The 18,838-nt window shown below is 54.7% G+C and carries 16 protein-coding genes, 3 pseudogenes and 1 riboswitch; of the genes and pseudogenes, 13 read left to right on the top strand and 6 right to left on the bottom strand.

The genetic code is table 11. The annotated features are described in order from the left end of the window. Window positions 1–4 precede the first annotated feature (4 nt). The 8 genes from NE547_RS02040 to NE547_RS02005 all read left to right on the top strand — a co-directional run bounded on the left by NE547_RS02040 (window position 5) and on the right by NE547_RS02005 (window position 8,874). A complete protein-coding gene (locus NE547_RS02040) occupies window positions 5–856 on the top strand; it encodes an ABC transporter permease (RefSeq protein WP_256174615.1) in 852 nt (283 codons plus the stop codon). A 15-nt stretch (window positions 857–871) separates the two neighbouring features. Beyond that, window positions 872–1,888, top strand: a complete 1,017-nt coding sequence (locus tag NE547_RS02035) for an ABC transporter ATP-binding protein (protein WP_256174614.1) — start codon at window positions 872–874, stop codon at window positions 1,886–1,888. A gap of 2 nt (window positions 1,889–1,890) precedes the next feature. Then, on the top strand, window positions 1,891–2,925 hold the full coding sequence (locus NE547_RS02030) for an oligopeptide/dipeptide ABC transporter ATP-binding protein (protein ID WP_256174613.1): 1,035 nt from the start codon (window positions 1,891–1,893) through the stop codon (window positions 2,923–2,925). 57 nt (window positions 2,926–2,982) lie between these two features. Then, window positions 2,983–4,428, top strand: a complete 1,446-nt coding sequence (locus tag NE547_RS02025) for an amidase (protein ID WP_256174612.1) — start codon at window positions 2,983–2,985, stop codon at window positions 4,426–4,428. Between the two features lie 28 nt (window positions 4,429–4,456). Next, on the top strand, window positions 4,457–5,575 hold the full coding sequence (locus tag NE547_RS02020) for a C45 family autoproteolytic acyltransferase/hydolase (protein ID WP_256174611.1): 1,119 nt from the start codon (window positions 4,457–4,459) through the stop codon (window positions 5,573–5,575). Window positions 5,576–5,795: 220 nt separating this feature from the next. Beyond that, entirely contained in the window at window positions 5,796–6,674 is an 879-nt protein-coding gene (gene garR, locus NE547_RS02015; protein ID WP_256174610.1) for a 2-hydroxy-3-oxopropionate reductase, read from the top strand. Window positions 6,675–6,706: 32 nt separating this feature from the next. After that, a complete protein-coding gene (locus NE547_RS02010; protein ID WP_256174609.1) occupies window positions 6,707–7,606 on the top strand; it encodes a dihydrodipicolinate synthase family protein in 900 nt (299 codons plus the stop codon). Window positions 7,607–7,641: 35 nt separating this feature from the next. Further along, window positions 7,642–8,874, top strand: a complete 1,233-nt coding sequence (locus NE547_RS02005) for a glycerate kinase (protein ID WP_256174608.1) — start codon at window positions 7,642–7,644, stop codon at window positions 8,872–8,874. A 615-nt stretch (window positions 8,875–9,489) separates the two neighbouring features. On the opposite strand, the pseudogene NE547_RS18515 reads toward NE547_RS02005, so the two are convergent. Continuing rightward, window positions 9,490–9,618: pseudogene (locus NE547_RS18515) on the bottom strand (phosphomethylpyrimidine synthase ThiC); the annotation flags it as partial. A gap of 321 nt (window positions 9,619–9,939) precedes the next feature. Between NE547_RS18515 and NE547_RS02000 the strand changes: the two are divergent. The 5 genes from NE547_RS02000 to NE547_RS01985 all read left to right on the top strand — a co-directional run bounded on the left by NE547_RS02000 (window position 9,940) and on the right by NE547_RS01985 (window position 14,016). Beyond that, window positions 9,940–10,773: a hypothetical protein gene (locus tag NE547_RS02000; RefSeq protein ID WP_256174607.1), complete on the top strand. Its 834-nt coding sequence runs from the start codon at window positions 9,940–9,942 to the stop codon at window positions 10,771–10,773. 13 nt (window positions 10,774–10,786) lie between these two features. After that, window positions 10,787–11,182, top strand: a complete 396-nt coding sequence (locus NE547_RS01995) for a hypothetical protein (protein ID WP_256174606.1) — start codon at window positions 10,787–10,789, stop codon at window positions 11,180–11,182. 87 nt (window positions 11,183–11,269) lie between these two features. Then, window positions 11,270–11,863 (top strand): DUF6431 domain-containing protein, encoded by a 594-nt coding sequence (locus NE547_RS18510; RefSeq protein ID WP_370866808.1) that lies wholly within the window; start codon window positions 11,270–11,272, stop codon window positions 11,861–11,863. A gap of 21 nt (window positions 11,864–11,884) precedes the next feature. Continuing rightward, window positions 11,885–13,210: a DDE-type integrase/transposase/recombinase gene (locus tag NE547_RS01990; protein WP_256174605.1), complete on the top strand. Its 1,326-nt coding sequence runs from the start codon at window positions 11,885–11,887 to the stop codon at window positions 13,208–13,210. Between the two features lie 5 nt (window positions 13,211–13,215). After that, window positions 13,216–14,016, top strand: a complete 801-nt coding sequence (locus NE547_RS01985; RefSeq protein WP_256174604.1) for an AAA family ATPase — start codon at window positions 13,216–13,218, stop codon at window positions 14,014–14,016. 155 nt (window positions 14,017–14,171) lie between these two features. On the opposite strand, the pseudogene thiC reads toward NE547_RS01985, so the two are convergent. From thiC to thiW, 5 genes and pseudogenes are all read right to left on the bottom strand, one after another. After that, window positions 14,172–15,353, bottom strand: a pseudogene (thiC, locus tag NE547_RS01980) (phosphomethylpyrimidine synthase ThiC); the annotation flags it as partial. A 14-nt stretch (window positions 15,354–15,367) separates the two neighbouring features. Further along, window positions 15,368–16,180 (bottom strand): bifunctional hydroxymethylpyrimidine kinase/phosphomethylpyrimidine kinase, encoded by an 813-nt coding sequence (thiD, locus tag NE547_RS01975; protein ID WP_256174602.1) that lies wholly within the window; start codon window positions 16,178–16,180, stop codon window positions 15,368–15,370. Window positions 16,181–16,258: 78 nt separating this feature from the next. Beyond that, window positions 16,259–16,894, bottom strand: coding sequence for a thiamine phosphate synthase (gene thiE / locus NE547_RS01970; protein WP_256174601.1), 636 nt, complete (start codon window positions 16,892–16,894; stop codon window positions 16,259–16,261). After that, window positions 16,881–17,693 (bottom strand): hydroxyethylthiazole kinase, encoded by an 813-nt coding sequence (thiM, locus tag NE547_RS01965; protein WP_256174600.1) that lies wholly within the window; start codon window positions 17,691–17,693, stop codon window positions 16,881–16,883. Before thiM ends, thiE begins: the two co-directional genes overlap by 14 nt. Window positions 17,694–17,895: 202 nt before the next feature. Next, window positions 17,896–18,417 (bottom strand): annotated as a pseudogene (thiW, locus tag NE547_RS01960) (energy coupling factor transporter S component ThiW); the annotation flags it as partial. Between the two features lie 215 nt (window positions 18,418–18,632). Beyond that, window positions 18,633–18,738: riboswitch (TPP riboswitch) on the bottom strand. Window positions 18,739–18,838 lie beyond the last annotated feature (100 nt).

Raw genomic sequence — 18,838 nt, 5'->3', positions numbered from 1 at the left:
TATTATGCAAGGAAAAATTATGCTGCGCCGAATCCTGCACAGCAAACAGTTTATCCTGGGGCTAGTGCTGGTTTTGATCCTGTGCTTTGTAACAATTTTTGCGGACCAGCTCGCACCCCATGATCCAAATGAATATTCAGAGGCCAGATTGCAGGCTCCGGAGTGGTTTTCTCGGGGAACCGAGGGCTACATACTGGGTACAGATTCCACGGGCAGAGACATCCTTTCCCGCATGATCATTGGAGCCAAATCCTCCATGCAGGTGGCCTTGCTCAGTACATTCCTTTCGCTTGTGATTGGAACAATTCTGGGAATTGTAGCTGGCTTCAAAGGAGGAATCCTGGACGCCATCATTATGCGAAGTACGGAAGTAACCATGGCAGTACCCACAATGACCTTGGGTGTGGTCATTATGGCAATATTCGGAACGAGTATGCTCAATCTGCTGATTGTTATGGTTATCAGCTATTGGATGAATTTTTCCCGGGTAGCCCGAAATGAAGTTATGGCTATTCGCAACCGGGAATTTGTTCAGGCATCCCGCGCGCTGGGTGCCACCAATTTTCACATTATGTTCACTCAGATCTTGCCCAATGTTACTACTTCCCTGATTATCTGTACCAGTAATTGCTTTGGCAGCGTTATTCTTACGGAGTCTACGCTGAGCTACCTGTACTTGGGTGTGCAGCTTCCGACAGCGTCCTGGGGTAACATGATTGCAGCCGGAAAAGACTTTATGGCGGTGGCGCCCTGGACGGTCATTGTACCCGGCGTGGCGCTGATGATGGCGGTTATGGGTTTCAACTTCCTGGGCGATGGTCTGCGCGATGTTTTGGACCCCAAACAGGCGAGATAAGGGGAGGTATCGGGAATGGTGAAGCTCAACAAAATTGCACCAACGCCGGCAGCAGACAGTGCGTCTGACGATATTTTGCTTGACATCAAAGACCTGAGCGTTGAGTTTTGGACAGAGCTGGGTGTCAAACAAGCGATCAATCATTTGAATCTGACGATTCGCAAGGGCGAGGCCCTTGGCTTGGTAGGTGAAGCGGGGGCCGGAAAAACCAGCACGGCTTTGGCGATCCTCCGCCTTCTGCAGCCGAAAGTGTCGAAAGTTGTATCCGGCAGCATTTATTACAAAGGCGTAGATATGGCTACCTACTCCGAAAAACAGATGCAAAATCTGCGGGGAAACAATATCTCCATGATTTTTCAAAATCCGCTTACCTCGCTTAATCCGGTTTTTACGGTGGGCGAACAACTGGCACTGGTTCTGCGGAAGCATCAGCATATGCGGAACAAGGAGGCTTTCCAGGAGGCGGGCAGGCTCATGGAAATGGTCGGAATCCGAGCCGACCGGATCAAAGATTTTCCTCACCAGTTTTCTGGCGGAATGCGCCAACGCATTGGTATTGCGGCTGGGCTGGCCTGTAACCCGGAACTGCTGATTGCCGACGAACCTACGACAGCACTGGATGTAACCATTCAGGCCCAGATATTGGAGCTAATAAAAGAATTGGAACAGAAATATGATACCTCGCTGCTGATGATTACTCATAATCTGGGTATTATTTCCGAGTTGTGCCGCAACGTAGCGGTTATGTATGCCGGCACGATTATCGAATATGGTTCCGTAAAAGAGGTATTTAAAAATCCGCTGCATCCATACACCAGAGGACTTTTGGGGGCAATTCCCACGTTGGAGGACAGCAAGGACAGGCTGATGGCTATTCGCGGCGCGGTGGCGGACCCTTACCATCTGCCGCAGGGGTGCAGCTTTGGGCCGCGGTGTGATAGATGCTGCGAGAAATGTGAAAATGGCTATCCTCCGCTGACAAAGATTACAGAAAATCACTACGTTGCCTGCTGGTGTCACAAGGAGGGATAGGCGTGGAGCAGATCAGCACGAAGGCCGCTGAAGGCCAGGAGAGCGACCTCATTCAGGTAAAAGATCTTAAAAAATACTTCAAAGTCGGAGATAAGAGCTTCCTTCATGCTATTGATGGCGTGAGCTTTTCGGTCAAACATGGTGAGACCCTGGGGCTGGTTGGTGAATCCGGCTGTGGAAAGAGTACTGTTGGAACAGTTATGATGCGCTTGCAGCGCCCGACCAGCGGACAGGTGCTGATGGATGGAAAAAACATTTTTCAGACCCGGGGCAGAAGCGAAGATATGGAACTGCGTAAGCGGATGCAAATTATTTTCCAGGACCCCTATTCCTCGCTGAACCCAAAGAAACGGATCAAGGATATTTTGGCGGAGTCATATAAAATCCACAAAACCTGTACCCGTCAGCAACTGTCTGATACCATCAACCAACTCTGTGAGACAACGGGTATTTCAACGGATATGTTGTTGCAATACCCCCATGAACTGGACGGGGGCAAACGACAGGTTGTAGGAATTGCCCGGGCACTGAGCCTGCATCCGGAGTTTATTGTGTGTGACGAACCGGTTTCTGCTTTGGATGTTTCGGTACAGGCCAAAATTATCAACCTTCTGATGGACCTTCAGGAGCAGATGCACCTCTCCTACCTGTTTATCTCCCATGATCTAAGTGTGGTTAAGCACATCTCTCATCGTATCGCAGTGATGTATCTGGGACAACTTGTGGAGCTGGCCAGCAAGGAAGACCTTTTCAGCGACACCCGGCATCCATACTCTATTGCATTGCTGTCTGCGATTCCAAAGGTGGATGTGGACCATAAGGTGAAGCGTATCGTGCTCAAAGGCGATGTTCCCAGTCCTATTGATCCCAAACCGGTCTGCCGCTTTGCATCGAGGTGCTGGATGAGCCAGGAGATTTGCTTCCAGGAGGCTCCGCCTCTGCAAGAGGTATCTCCGGGCCACTGTGTAGCGTGCCATTTTGCTGACAAATCCCGCGAAAGGATGAAAGACGCAACGGTAACTGGCATTGACGGCTAAACTTGAGTGTTACTCAATTTTTGAAAATACCTGTTATGCAGAAAGGTAGATACGAGTATGAAAGTATCTGAATATGCACAGCTGGACGCTACAGGCCTGGCCCAGCTTATTCGGAAAAAAGAGATTGCACCAGAAGAAGCGCTGGATGCTGCGATTATGGCGGTTGAACAGGTTAACCCTCAACTTAACGCAATCGTGACAAGAAATTATGCACTCGCAAAAAAACAGCTGGAAAAAGGGATTGACCTGGAGGCCCCCTTCTGTGGCGTGCCTTTTGTGATCAAGGATGAAGGGGGACTTATGAAAGAGATCCCCTGTACGCTGGGAACTCGTCTGTCAGGCAATGGTATTGTGACCGATCATGACAGCACACTGGGCGCCCGTCTAAAAAAATCTGGTGTGGTTGTGATTGCTACTGCAGCTTGTCCTGAATTCTGCTGGAATAACGCCACGGAGACAATCCGGAATGGCGTGACAAGAAATCCTTGGAATCCGGACCTGACTTCCGGCGGCTCCAGCGGCGGAACGGCAGCGATTGTAGCGGCAGGTGCAGTGCCGATGGGCCAGGGAAGCGATGGGGGCGGTTCAATCCGTATGCCTGCAGCGGCCTGCGGCTTGGTGGGGCTGAAGCCGACGCGCTTCCGTATTCCAACTGGGCCGGACGGCGGTGATCCCGGCCAGGCGGTGGATTTTGTCATGACTCGTTCTGTACGGGACACGGCGACTATGCTGGACGCAGTAGAGGGCCCCGACCCTGGCTGGTATGGTACTGCTCCCCGGCCGCAGACACCATACAGCCAGGTCATTCAAAGAGACCCGCCCAAGCTGCGCATAGCCTATATGACCCGCACACCATATGGGGAAGAGTATGAGAACCCAGAGTGCGTACGTGCGGTCAAAGATGCTGTAGGACTGCTTGAAAGCCTGGGACACACCTGTATAGAGGATTACCCTCCGCTGGATATTCACTACCATGAGGCGCGAATTCTCATTCAGTCGGTTGGTACCAACGCCTGGATTGAGCGCATTGCAAGGGGCTCTGGCCTGCCTGTCAATGAAAAGACCCTGGAGCCCTTGGTCTATAAGGCCTATCTGGAGGCCAAGGGCGTAACGGCTGAAGCATACGTGTCTGCCAGGAATGAGCTGACAAAGGTTATGCGGGATGTAGGACGATTTATGGAAGGATATGATATCCTGGTTAGCCCCACAATGGGAATTCTTCCGTTGCAGGCAGGCATTTACAATCCTTTTTCCAGACCCAATATGTCTGTGCATGACTGGGTTCTGGAGCGGAGAAGATGGTCCGGGAACACAGCAATGTGCAACGTAACGGGACAACCTTCCATTACCGTCCCGCTGGAGCAAAGCGAGAGCGGACTGCCGATCGGGATTGAACTGGATGGCAGAGTTGGAGAGGACAGCTTGGTATTGTGCCTGGCGGCGCAGCTCGAGCGGGCAAAACCTTGGATGGACCGGCGCCCCAGGATTTACGCTGGAGAATAATGACGGTAGATATAGGGAGGAATGAATCATGTCTTTGAAAGAACTCAAAGAAAAGATTCCGGTTATTAGAGCCAAGGGTTCAAACTATGAAATTGGGTTTGCCCACGGGTCAGGCGCCAAAAAACAAATCAATATCATGCTGGAGAATTTAAAGAACAGCGTGAAAACAACTGTAGGTCAGGAGTGGGATGTCTGCGTAAAAGTAGCCGCAGCGTTTCTTCCGGCGGTAAAAGACCGCTATCCTGCTTATCTGGAAGAAATTCAGGGTATCGCAGATGGCTCCGGCCATACCTTTGAGGATATCTTTACGCTGAACTGCCGCACAGAACTGGGCCAGCAATTTGGCCGCTGCCAGGGAGAGAACCTTGGCCGCGCTTTGCGGTTGGGCGGCGGCTGCTCTGTGGTTGGAATCAACCATACCCGCACAGCCACAGGTACAACTATTTATGGGCAGAATTGGGATGCGCCCCCTGAGCAGAGAGATGCGATGGTCTTTGTTATTGCCCATCAAATTGATAAGCCCAGTATTGCCTGGATTGGAGAAGCGGGACTAATTTGCCGCATGGCAGGTATAAATTCTGCCGGAATCGGGTTGGGAGGAAATACCCTCTTCTGCAATTCTCCCATCGATTTTGACGGACTGCCTCTTCAGTTTGTTTACCGTTCTATAATGGACCAGGATAATTTCCCCGCTGCAGTAGAGGCCGCTGCCATGAGCAGAGTGGCCACCTGCAACAATTTGATGGTCTGCAGTACGGAAGGTGAGATGGTCTGTCTGGAGATGGAATATAAGAGTTATGCCATGCTTTACATGAAGGATGGGATTATTTCTCATGCCAATCATTATAAGCACCCGCATATGCCCCGTGCGCCTTATCGGCAAATGGATATCTATCCTCAGGATGAACTGCGTTCTTTCCGGCTGGACTATCTGGCCGAACATCTCCAGGGTAATGCGTTGGGCGTCCAGGATATTATGAATATCCTGTCCGACCATGAAGTCAATTATCCTGCTTCTGTTTGTCAGCATCTGCCCCATTGTGCCACCAATTTTTCTACAGTCAATGATCTCGACACCAAGGAAATGCATGTAGCGGTAGGGAATCCGTGCGGGGGCTACATTACGGTTCATCCTTTTGAAGAATAAAAAAGCTAACTGCACTGAAGTGCACGCCTGATCCGAACGGAGACGTGCTGCGGGTATTGACCTATACCTGCTGAGAAGTTGATGGGTAAGGCTGTGATTCCGGCGCCATATCTGGAGGGTCGGAGCAGCGTCTGCAGCCAAACGTGCGCAATGAGGGAATAAGCAGTTTGTTTTCAGGCCTGTCAAGCAATTTGCAGCAGTACGGTAAGGAGGAATTATAATGAAAATAGGACTAATCGGACTTGGTATTATGGGCAAGCCCATGGCAAAGAATTTGCTGAGGGCGGGATATGACCTGACTGTCAGTGATTTGAACCAGGCCGCTGTGGATGAAATTGTAGCTGCTGGTGCCAAATCCGCCACCAATGCCCAGATCGGCGAGAATTGTGACGTGGTACTTACCATGGTACCAAACAGCCCGCAGGTAAAGTCCATAATGTTAGGCGAGGATGGGGTAGCGGCCCATATGAAGCCTGGGTCTGTATTTATTGACATGAGCTCCATCAACCCTGTAGCTTCTAAGGAAATTGCTGCCGAGTTAGCCAAGAAGAACATCGAAATGCTGGATGCTCCCGTTTCAGGCGGTGAGCCCAAGGCTATTGACGGCACGCTGTCCTTTATGGTGGGAGGCAAGCAGGAGGTCTTTGACCAGTATAAAAGTCTGCTGGGCGCCATGGGCGCTTCCGTAGTGCGCTGTGGAGATGTGGGCGCCGGAAACACCACCAAACTGGCCAACCAAATTATTGTTGCCTGCAACATCCAAGCGCTTTCCGAGGCCATGACTCTGGCCAAAATGGCCGGCGTGGAGCCCCAGCTGGTGTTTGAAGCGATCAGAGGCGGATTAGCCGGGTCCACCGTCATGAACGCCAAAGCTCCGATGATGATTGAGGGCAACGATAAGCCTGGCTTTAAGATCGATCTGCACATCAAAGACCTGAACAATGCGCTGGATTGCGCCCATACCGTGGGCTCCCCGCTGCCTATGACAGCTGCTGTTCAGGAAATTTTTCAGTGGCTCCATAATAACGGCTGCGGTCAGGATGACCACAGTTCCATCATCAAGTACTATAAAAAGCTCACCGGGATCGACTCCTTGTAAGGGCCGACCCGGCGGAGCAGGAGGAAACTGCCATGAATACGGATTTTATCAAGGGTGTGGTGGTGCCCATTTTGACCCCGATCGATGCAATGGAGCGTATTGATGAGGCCAGACTTCGGGACCAAGTGGACTACGTTATTAACGGCGGCGTGTCCGGCATCCTGGCCTTCGGCAGTAACGGAGAATTCTACATGGTGGAAGAAGACGAGATGGAGCGAGGCCTGAAAATCATGGTGGACCAGGCTGCAGGGCGGGTTCCGGTTTACTTCGGCATTGGCGCTATCAGCACCAAGAAGTGCTGCCATCTGGCCCGGATGGCGGTAGCAAATGCTGCTGCCGGCATCAGTGTGCTCCAGCCTATGTTTCTAAAACCAACTTATCAGGAACTGTATCTCCATTTTAAAACCATTGCCGAGAGTGTGCCTGATGTGCCGGTTTTACTTTACAATAATCCAGGACGGGTGGGTTACACACTTACTGCGGATTTAGTGGATGAGCTGGCTCATACGGTATCCAATATTGTGGGAATGAAGGACACCAGCGGAGACATTACGCTTACCTCTGAATTTATCTGCCGAACAAGGGATACAGGATTCAAAGTGTTTGGCGGAAAGGATACATTGTTATATGCCAGCTTGTGCTACGGTGCAGTGGGTGGGGTATGTACTGCGGCTAATTTCATGCCGGAGTTAATCACGGACGTATACAACAAGTTTATTGCCGGTGATCTGAGAGGCAGCTTGGAGGCCCAGTTTAAACTTAACCCGGTTCGCCTTGCTATGGATCCGGCGAGCTTCCCTGTTGCGGCCAAGGATATGTCCATGCTGCGCGGGCGGGACATGGGTCTGCCCTATCGGCCCACGTTGCCCACGCCAGAAGGGGCAGTCAAAGAAGGATTCCGCCGTTCCATGGCTTCTGCAGGGCTGCTTTAGACACTGAACAGTGGGACAGAATGGAGACAGATTATATGAGGCTGAGAAGTGACTGCGACCAAATTGTTCGTCAGGCTATTGCTGCTGTTCAGCCCGATGCTGCAGTCCGTCGTGCTTTGTCAGGGAGAAAACTTCCGCCTGGGAGAGTTATATTGGTGGCAGTGGGCAAAGCGGCGTGGTCCATGGCCTATACGGCCTATAGTTGTATAGGAGCACGGTTAAGCGGAGGCATTGTGATTACCAAGTATGGGTATTCTCACGGGCCTATCGGAAACTTGCGTATTCGTGAGGCGGGGCACCCCGTACCGGATGAGGAATCTTTCTCTGCCACAGAGGAGGCTCTCGCCCTTACCGAAGGACTGAGCAAGGATGATTTGGTGCTTTTCCTCTTGTCAGGCGGGGGCTCGGCCCTATTTGAGGCTCCTTTAGTGCCCCAGGGAGAGCTTCAGGACATCACTCGCCAACTTCTGGCCTGTGGAGCAGATATTGTGGAGATAAACACCATTCGCAAACGGCTTTCTGCCGTTAAGGGCGGACGTTTTGCCAAGCACTGCGCTCCGGCTTCTGTGCTGTCTATAGTTTTGTCTGATATTCTTGGAGATCCGCTGGACATGATTGCCTCGGGCCCAACCTACCCTGACTCGTCCACCAGCAGTCATGCCAAAGCGATTGCCGGCAAGTATAGCATTTCCCTTTCCCCTGTAATTGAAGCCTGCTTTAGAATGGAGACACCCAAAACCCTGGGGAATGTGGAAACAATAGTTACTGGCAGTGTACGGGAACTGTGTGCGGCAGCGGCGGAGGCCTGTAATGCGTTGGGTTATATGCCCTATATTCTTACAGACAGTTTAAACTGTGAAGCCAGAGAAGCAGGAGCCTTTTTGGCAGCCATTGCGCGGGCGCACCAAAATACTGATCGCTCTTTGGCATTTTTAGCCGGCGGGGAAACGGTGGTTCACCTGACTGGTTCCGGTATGGGCGGGCGCAACCAAGAACTAGCCTTATCCGCTGCAGAGGGCATTGCTGGACTGCGCGATACGGCGGTGTTTTCTATAGGCAGCGATGGGACAGATGGTCCGACCGATGCGGCGGGGGGATTCGTAACCGGGCAAACAAAAGATGATTTGGGGAAAAAGGGGATACAGATTTTTGACGTGTTGAAAAATAATGACTCCTACCATGCCCTGAAGTTATGTGATGGCCTGCTGCATACCGGTGCGACGGGAACCAATGTGAATGACGTGGCGGTTCTCCTGATCCGCCGTTAATAAAGCGCCTCTATGATACTCCGAAGACCGGCCGCAATCCATAGTAAGTTTGGTCAGACAATAAGAAAGTGAGAAAATTCGCTCTGAAAGCCGCACTTAAACTAGGTCACGGCCCTTTCATGTGCAATGCGGCTATAAAGGAGATTTAAACAGCCCAAGAGACAGAACGAAAAATCTGCACCCTGCTTGTTGAAACGTTTTCCGAATAACAGGCAGGGTGCAGTTTTATCTTATAAGGCTGCCAGTGCCGAGCAAGCGGATTGCCAGGCCAAACTGCCGAAAGTGGCTGCCCGTTGTGTCTGCTCAGGCATATGAACTGCAGGAGAAAATGTTCTGTGTACATGTGCGGTATTCAAGCGGAAAGTCTGTGCTGTCAACTGACTGGAGGCTCTATCCGGGCCTTGGGCAAAACAATCCCCCGAAGCCGCAGGACTTCGGGGGATTGTTTTGGCAGACGATACAGGACTTAGACCTGTGACCCTTTGCAAGTCAGGGCCGAATTTTGACGTTTCTGATATTGCCCTCTGGCACACTGTTATCAAAAAGGACCGGTCAGCAATATGCCTTGCCCCGCTCCCGCGGCTCCTGCATGGAAGCACGCTGAGTGCTGACGCTTTATAGGATATCAATATACTCCCCGCTGAGGGCCTTGTTCATGCTGCGCACCGCGCAGAACTTGCCGCACATGGAGCAGCTGTCCTCATGCTCCGGGGCCCGGTCCGCCCGGATGGCCCTGGCGGTCTCCTGTTAGCGCCGACCTAACTTGACGGGAAATAGCCGGGCTGTTTTGTCGGCCAGCCGGGGTGTTTTGTCTGTGCCGCCGATTTGAAATGTCATAATCTCAATAAGTTGTATTTGCAATTTCCACAATCTTCTGATATAATTTCTATGTATAGTTGGAGGTTTTGTCTGTTGCCCCCTTACTGGCCATGAGGGGGGGACCCAACCCTATACAAATGAACATGTTCAGGTAATATCGGTCTTGCGAAAAAGGAACGGGTGTAAATTGAGCATGAAGAAAAGATTAGTTCCTCTTCCCTTTGTTTATCCCTGAGCCTCCCCGCAATGGCTACCTCTGGCCCGGACGAGGCTGACCTTAGCGATGCCTATATCGGTTTCTCCGAGCAACTGGCAGATATGGACATTACGGTACAGACTTGTTATGAAGACTTTGTTTCGGGGTACGAGTCGTTTGCTGGTGAAAGCGTCCAGGAGTATGTCGATGAACTCGTTGAGTATGAAATTCAGCTTGCCCCTCAACTGGAAGATGGAATAAATGCCAATCTACGAGCTGCAGCAGAGTTCTATGCAGCCAACCCGCCCGAGCCTGAAACTCGTGCCAGCGTCCGTGGCGAGTGGTACGACAACATTGGAGAAACCGACCCTGAGCCTTCTGAGAGAGCGGATTATAGTACCTACAATATTCTCTCTACTGTGAAGAAGGGCGACATTGTTCAGGAAACCAGTGGCGGGATTGCTACAATCGTAGGCCATATCGCCATTGTGGAAGGTAAGTATTGGGACTCGACTCACAAGCTGTATTATATCCGGACTGTTGAGGCTACTTGGCCGACGGTTACGCATGGTGCGCTGGACGATGAGCGGTATGACGAGCGTGGCGTCAATGTCTACTATGTTACCAACGCATCCAGCACGAAAAAAAGCGGGGCTGTGGACTTTTGCATTGGACAGATTGGAAAGCCTTGGCGGCCTGATCTCAACATAGTGTCTAAATTGAATGCCGACGAAGACAATCCCAATTGGTACTGCTCCGAGTTGGTATGGGCTGCGTATTATAGTGAAGGTATTAACTTGAATGGTAGCACCATTCCCAACCATCTTTATATGCCGGATGAGCTTGCAAGCAGCTCCAAACTTACCTACAGGGATGTAGAATAAAGGGTGATAAGATATGAAAGCTAATCGCCATTTGCGTATAGCTGTAGGGCTATACGGTATAATATGGGCCTTGTCAGCAATTACCTTCTGGTTGTTCTACAAAAATTCTCAAATGGCGATGCTTCATGTTATTGTAGTCCAATATGTGGTTATGCCAGTTGTGACCCTTATCTCGTCTATTTTTGTAGGTAGGGCGCATTTACCAGCTAAATATGTTTGGTTGATGCCGGTTTGTTTTTCTGTTGCATATCTACTCTACGGGCTACTTACCCTCTCACTTAGTCAATACCTTCTTGCCGAGGTTATGTCTGTCCCTGAATTTTTTGATTTTCTTATTGGTCTTGTTTCCTCTGCAATTGGCCTGTTAATTGGAATTGCTTTGGGGAAAAAATCTAAGAAATCAATTTAATGAAACAGTAATTCATATGAGAGCCAGGCCGAAGACGGCTTGGCTCTCTTTGATTTGAGTCCGATACAAGTGAAGACGGCCCCCATAATGTCTATGAAGTGGTTGCAACACTTCATAGACATTATGGGGGCCGTCCTCTCGTCTACCAAAGACATGATTAGCATAGCACGATTTGAAATGTCCCGCAATGGGGACAAAACTAAAATTTTTAGCAAAGAGGACAGTATCTGTCCAGTTTGTGGAGGGCCGCTCAAGGTCCATGGAACTTGTACCCGCAAGGTCCGGCATGGAGACCATACGCGCCAATACCATCTGAGGGTAATGGAGTGCCGATGTTGTGGAAAGACCCACAGGGAGTTACCAGAAGGCATTGTCCCGTACAAGCGGCATGGACTGAACTCCCTTTGTGAGATTGCTGAGGCCACAGAAACCCAGCACATTTGCGAAACCTCGACTTGGCTGCGCACCCGTTTCTGGTTTGCGTGGTTTCTTTGGTATGCCCAAAATATTATGGAAGGATTGATTGCAGCAGGACAGGTTCCAACGACATTTTACCCCGGCCATTCCCTGCGCCGACGGACGGCGAGTTTTGTCCGGCTGGTGGCAAACAGCGGAAATTGGGAACAGCATCGTTCCGCCATGACAAGGGAATACATCCCGTCTATACTGATGCCATCCTAAAGTACAGGAGGCGACGCCGGTATGGATATGAAAGACCAAAAGCTCGCCACAGAGATTGCCGAGGAACGGATGACACTGATTGCGCCCCTCTTGTCCCAAAACTTGGACAAAGACAGTGTACGGCTAATCCGATCTGAAATCTGTGAGCGAAACCAAATCTCCCCCAGGACGCTGGAACGCTATCTGTCTTCCTACCTGAGAGGCGGATTTGAGGCCCTGAAACCGCAGAGCAAGAGCGCCGAGTACAAATACAAAATCCCGCAGGAGTTGCTTGACGAGGCCATACAGCTCCGCAGAGAACTCCCCAGCCGGAGCATCCCGACTATTATTAAAATCCTGGAGCTGGAGGGGAAAGCGGAGCCCGGCTTTCTAAAGAGGACCACTTTGCAGGATGCCCTGAGCAGGGCCGGGTATTCTGCGGCCATGATGAGCCTCTACAACGACAAGGGTTATGCTTCCCAACGCTTCCAGCGTACTCACCGGCACGATTTATGGCAGGGGGACATTAAGTATGGCCTTACCCTTAACCTGGGAGGGAGGCCCACGCAGACCTATTTTTCCTGCCTGATTGACGATGCCACCCGGTATATCCTCCACGGTGAGTTCTATGGGAACATGGAGCAGGGCATTGTGGAGGACACGTTGCAAAAGGCCATGACCAAATTTGGGCTTCCCAGGCGGCTCTACTTTGACAACGGCACCCAGTACCGCACCCACTGGATGAAGCGAGCCTGTGGACTTCTTGGTATCCGGTTACTATATGCGAAACCCAGAAACCCGCAGGGCAAGGGCAAGCAGGAGCGTTTCAACCAGACTTTGGATGCCTTTTTGGCCGAGGCTGCTCTACACCCTCCCGAGAGCTTGCAGGAGCTGAATACGCAGTTTAACGCATGGCTGAACGAGTGCTACCATTCCAGGCCCCACAGCGCCCTGGGTACGACCCCGGAGATTGCTTTTAAGTCTGACTCCATGCCTCCCCGCTTTGTGGACAAGGCACTCATGGCAAGGGCCTTCCTCCGCTGCGAAACCCGCAAGGCAGACAAGAGCGGCGTGATTAGTTTTGGCGGGAAGCGGTATGATTTGGGCGTAGTCTTTGCCGGGCAGCAGGTGGATGTGGTCTACGACCCGGCCTGCACAGATGTGCTCACGATTGAAAGCTCGACCTGCTCACCGTTCCAGGTACACCAAATTGTAGTTGGTGAGCATGTGGCCCCCAGGCCAAAGAGAAAAGAGGTTGAGCGTATCCCTGTTGAGCATTCCCGGCTTCTGGACGCGCTCGCTGAGCAGCACCGAGAAAAGCAGCGCAGGAGGGCTATTTCTTATACTTCCGAAATTGAGAAAGGGTGAGCTGCGTGTACGAAGAATTTTTTGAGATGGAAAAGACGCCGTTTATACGAGGCATCCCGGTGGGCGACCTCTACACGGACCAGGACACCGAGGAAATCCACAACCGCCTTCTCTACGCAGCCAGCCGCCAGCTTTTTGCCCTTGTGATTGGAGACCCAGGCACAGGCAAAACGACCGCCCTGCGCCGCTTGAAAAGTGTTCTGGATGGGCAGGAATACTCCGTCCTGTATCTCTCTGAATCCAAGCTCACGCCACGGCATTTCTACAATGGACTGCTGGAACAACTGGGGTGTGAAACAAGGTTTTACCGGGGCGATGCCCGGAATCTGCTGCACCACCAGATTGAAATTATGCGGGGCGTGGAGCACAGGAAGCTGGTGGTGATTGTGGATGAAGGCCACCTTCTCTCCAAAGAGATGCTGGAGGAAATCCGCTTCCTGCTCAACTACCGGATGGACTCTGAAAATCCCCTTGCGCTGATCTTGGCCGGGCAGACTGAACTCTGGGAAAAGCTGAAGCTGCACGCATACCGGGCTATTCTACACCGGGTTGATATCCAGTGTTTCCTAATCCCGTATGACTTTTCCCAGACAAAAGCCTACATTGAGAAGCAACTGGCCTATGCCGGACACCCCAACGCAATCTTTTCCGAGGACGCCATGAAAGCTGTCCACTCTTTTTCCTCCGGCATCCCACGGCTGATTAACCGGGCTTGTACCCAGTCCCTTGTCTACGCATACCAAAACCGCCGGGCTATTATTGATGACCGGATGGTGCAGCTCGTCTTGGAGGGCGAGGTTTCCTGAATACTGAAAAGAAGGGAGTGGCTCCGGCCTCTCCCTTCTTTTATGCGACAAAACAGCCCGGCGGCAACAAAACGCACCGGCCGCCGGACACCGCCGCCCGGCTACGGCCGACAAAACAGCCCGTCTATTTTACGACAGAACAGCCCGGCGGCGACAGTCTCCGGGTCAATGGAGCACTCCCACTGCTTCTCCCAGTCGAAGCTCCGCCGGGCATCCGCCATGGCGTCGTCCAGGTCCCGGGCGTGGGGGATCTTTTTGGCGATATCCGCCGCGTGGGCCGCGATCTTGGAGGCCACGATGCCCTGCTTCACGTCCTCCACGTTGGGCAGGGCCAGGTGCTCCGCCGGGGTGACGTAGCACAGGAAGGCCGCGCCGGAGGCCGCCGCGATGGCCCCGCCGATGGCGGAGGTGATGTGGTCGTAGCCCGGGGCGATGTCGGTGACGATGGGGCCCAGCACATAGAAGGGGGCCCCCATGCAGATGGTCTGCTGGAGCTTCATGTTGGCTTCGATCTGGTCCATGGGCATATGGCCGGGACCCTCCACCATTACCTGCACGTCCCTGGCCCAGGCCCGTTTGGTCAGCTCGCCCAGCCGCACCAGCTCCTCGATCTGGCACACGTCGCTGCCGTCGGCCAGGCAGCCGGGCCGGCAGGCGTCCCCCAGGGAGATGGTCACGTCGTACTCCCGGCAGATGTCCAGGATCTGGTCAAAATACTGGTAGAAGGGGTTCTCCTCCCCCGTCATGCTCATCCAGGCAAAGACCAGGGAGCCGCCCCGGGAGACGATGTTCATCTTCCGCTTGTGGGTCTTGATCTGGTCGATGGTCTTGCGGGTGATGCCGCAGTGGAGGGTGATGAAGTCCACCCCGTCCTGGGCGTGGAGGCGGATCACGTCGATGAAGTCCTGGGCGGTCAGGGTGGCCAGGTCCCGCTGGTAGTGGATGACGCTGTCATACACCGGCACGGTGCCGATCATGGCCGGGCACTCCCGGACCAGCTTCTGGCGGAAGGGCTGGGTGTTGCCGTGGGAGGACAGGTCCATGATGGCCTCCGCCCCCATGCGGACGGCGGCCATGACCTTCTCCATCTCCACATCGTAGTCCTTGCAGTCCCGGGACACACCCAGGTTCACGTTGATCTTGGTGCGCAGCATGGAGCCCACGCCGTTGGGGTCCAGGCAGGTGTGGAGCTTGTTGGCGCAGATGGCCACCTGGCCCCGGGCCACCAGGTCCCGGATCTCCTCCTCCGTGCGGTACTCCTTGGCGGCCACCGCCTTCATCTCAGGGGTGACGATCCCCTTCCGGGCCGCTTCCATCTGTGTGGCATATTCTCTCATAGTGATCGTTCCTTTCAGACTGATTCTTTTTCTTCGGCAAAAATTCCGCGCAAAGCAAAGTTATGGGCCATAGGTCCGCTGCCCTTCCCCAGATCCAGCATGGCGCTCAGAGCGCCGGAGATGTAGTCCTTGGCTCTCTGGATGGACTCCTCCAGGGTAAAGCCCTTGGCCAGATTGGACGCGATGGCGGAGGACAGGGTGCAGCCGGTGCCGTGGGTGTTGGGATTGTCGATCCGCTTCCCCGGAAACCATCTGGCCTGACCATCGGCGTACAGCAGGTCGTCGGCATCGCTGACGCTGTGGCCGCCTTTCACCAGGACGGCGCAGCCGTGGGCCTGAGAAATGGCCCTGGCCGCCGCCTCCATGTCTCCCCGGCTCCGGATGGTCAGCCCGGACAGTACCTCCGCCTCCGGGATGTTGGGGGTGACCAGGTCGGCCAGGGGCAGCAGCCTGGCCTTCAGGACGGAGACAGCCTCCGTCTCCATCAGGGCCGAGCCGCTGGTGGCCACCATCACCGGGTCCACCACGATATGCTCCGCCTTCCAGTCCGTCAGGGCTTGGGCGATGGCCTCGATGAGCGGCCCGCCGGACACCATGCCGATCTTCACCGCGTCGGGGCGGATATCCGAAAAGATCATGTCCAGCTGCTGCCGGAGAAAATCGGGCGGGACCTCCATGATCCCGGTGACGCCGGTGGTATTCTGGGCCGTCAGCGCCGTGATGGCGCTCATGCCGTACACCCCGTTCATGGTCATGGTTTTCAGATCAGCCTGAATTCCGGCGCCTCCGCTGCAGTCGCTGCCTGCAATGGTCAATGCTGTTTTCATGGGATAGGCCTCCTTTGTGGTTCAGCATTGTTTTGTTAAGCGGCATAAGGTGGTGCCCCCAATGTGCCGCTGGATACGTTATTCCTTTCTCAACTCGTCAAAGGCCTGCCGCAGCCCCGCCGCAGCCGCCCTGGGGTCGGCAGACTTCATGATGGCGGAGACCACGCAGATGCCTGCGATGGGGATGCCCTTCAGCACCCCCAGGTTGTCCCGGTTCAGCCCGCCGATGGCGTTCACCGGGATGGGCACCGCTTTGCAGATCTCCCCCAGGGTTTCGGTGGAGGTGATGACGGTGACCACCTTGGTGGTGGTGGGGTAGATGGCCCCCACTCCCAGGTAGTCCGCCCCCTGCTCCAGGGCCTCCAGAGCCTGGGGCACCGTTTTGGCGGTGGCCCCCACAATCTTGTCCGGCCCCAGGAGCTTTCGGGCCAGCTCCACCGGCATGTCGGACTGGCCCACATGGACCCCGTCCGTCTCCGCCGCCAGGGCCACGTCCACCCGGTCGTCCACCACCAGCGGCACCTGGTAGCGCCTGGCGAGGGCGTGGACCTTCCGGGCCAGATGGATATACTCCCGGGTGGACCGCTCCTTCTCCCGCAGCTGCAGGAAGGTCACGCCCCCCTGGAGGGCCTGCTCCACCTTTTCCAGAAATGCCGCCTCAGACAGGCCGGTGCTGTCGGTCACCAGGTAGAGGGTGGTATCAAGGTTCTTCATTGCAAAATTCCTCCGTCCGTTCACAGGCTTGGATGGTCTCCCCATCCAGGGTGGAGAGCTGGTCCAGCAGGTTCACCAGAAAGGTGCCGCTGCCCTTGGGTGTGGCCGCCTTTTCCCCCGCTACCCCCAGGGTGACGCAGGCCGCCTTCGCCGCCTCCAAAGGGGAGGCGGCGGCCAGAAAGCAGGCGCACAGGGCACCCAGCATACAGCCCGTCCCGGTGACGCTCCCCAGCTGCGGGGTGCCGTTGTGTATGGCCGTGGTCCCCGTCCCGTCGGCCACCAGGTCGGCCGCGCCGCTGGCCAGCACCACGCAGTCGTAGCGGCGGGCCAGCTCACCGGCGGCCCGGGCCGCCGCCGCCGGGGTGAGGGCTTTGTCTCCGTCCACGCCGGAGGCGGTGTAGTCCGGCCGGGCCAGGGCGTTGATCTCGGCGTAGTTGCCCTTGAGCACCGCCGGCGGGAAGTGCTCCAGCAGCCGGTTGGCGTAGTCCCGGCGCAGCCGGGAGCAGGCCACCCCCACCGCGTCCAGGACCACAGGCACCCCGTTCTTCCGGGCCGCTCCGGCGGAGCGCTCCATGGCCTCCATCCGCACATCGGTGATGTTGCCCAGGTTGAACAGCAGGGCCGCAGCCGTGGCGGTGATCTCTTCCACCTCCCGGGGGTGCTCCGCCATAATGGGCCGGGCCCCCAGGGCCAGCACGGCGTTGGCGCACTGGGTAATGGAGATGGGATTGGTGATGGCGTGGATCAGCGGGTCCGCCTCCCGCAGGGTGCAGAGCATCTGGGAGATTCTCTCACTCACCGGCCTCCGCCCCCTTTCGTTGGGCATACAGCAGGTAATAGACCAGAGCCATGACCACGAAGATGGCGATCATACCCCAGGCCGCCCAGTTCCACAGGGGGCCGGCGGTCTGGAACACCATGCCGGTGAGGATCTTGATGATGAGGTAGCCGATCACCCCCAGGGCGGCGATGGCAATGGCATTGGACAGAGGGCTGCTCCCCTCCTCAAAGCTCCGGTCGGAGAGCATCCGCTGGAACCGGGGGAGCATCCCTGCCCGGGCCAGCTGCCGCAGGAATATGAAGGCCACCGAGCCGCCGATGAGGGTGCCGCACAGGAAGGAGGGCACGTAGAACAGCCAGCTCAGTCCCTCCCGGTGCACCAGCAGGGTCATCACCGGATAGGAGACGATGGCGCCGATGATACCGGTACCCACCACCTCCCCGATGACGGCACAGATCAGCTTGCCCTTGGACGCCCGGTAGAGCACGCCGGACAGGAAGGCGCCGAACACCGCACCTGTGAGGGCCAGGGGCGGTATACCCATGGTGCTCATGCGGATGATCCCGATGAGGGTGGCGCACAGCAGGGCGTACCAGGGCCCCATGAGCACCGCGCACACGATGTTGATGAGGTGAGCGGTGGGACACATCCCCTCCACCCGGAGGATGGGGGAGATCACCACGCCGATGGCCACCATCATGGCCAGAAATACCATACGGAAGATCTTTTTGGATTGGTTCATGGCTTGACACTCTTTTCGTAAATCAGATTACGAAAGTAGACAGCTTTCGCACGGTCGAGGCTCCCTAGCCTCCTCTCACCCCGAAACACGGGTTCCCATCGCAGCATTTCTCAGGCGCAAGGCGCTCCCCTTCCACCCGCCGGTTTTTTCGACCCCTTTCCCTCCTTTCAGCACATAAAAAACGGGGATTATCCCGCTGGATAATCCCCGCCATAAAGCGAATTCCGCTGTTTCCCTACGTTGGCATTACCCAAATCAGGTTATCGGTCTAAGGTCATACCTTACTCTCAGCCTGTCACACAAGCTCCCGTTTTTTATTCTGTTATTGGGGTACAGTATATTCCCTTCTCCGGCAAAATGCAAGCTTTTTCGCCGCGGCATTTCAGCGGGAAAGCAGAATCCATAATTGAGGGGGAAATAC

The organism is Flavonifractor sp. DFI.6.63 (assembly GCF_024462255.1).
GTDB classification, from domain to species: Bacteria; Bacillota; Clostridia; order Oscillospirales; family Oscillospiraceae; genus Lawsonibacter_A; species Lawsonibacter_A hominis.
This window is presented reverse-complemented; position numbering and strand designations above follow the sequence as displayed.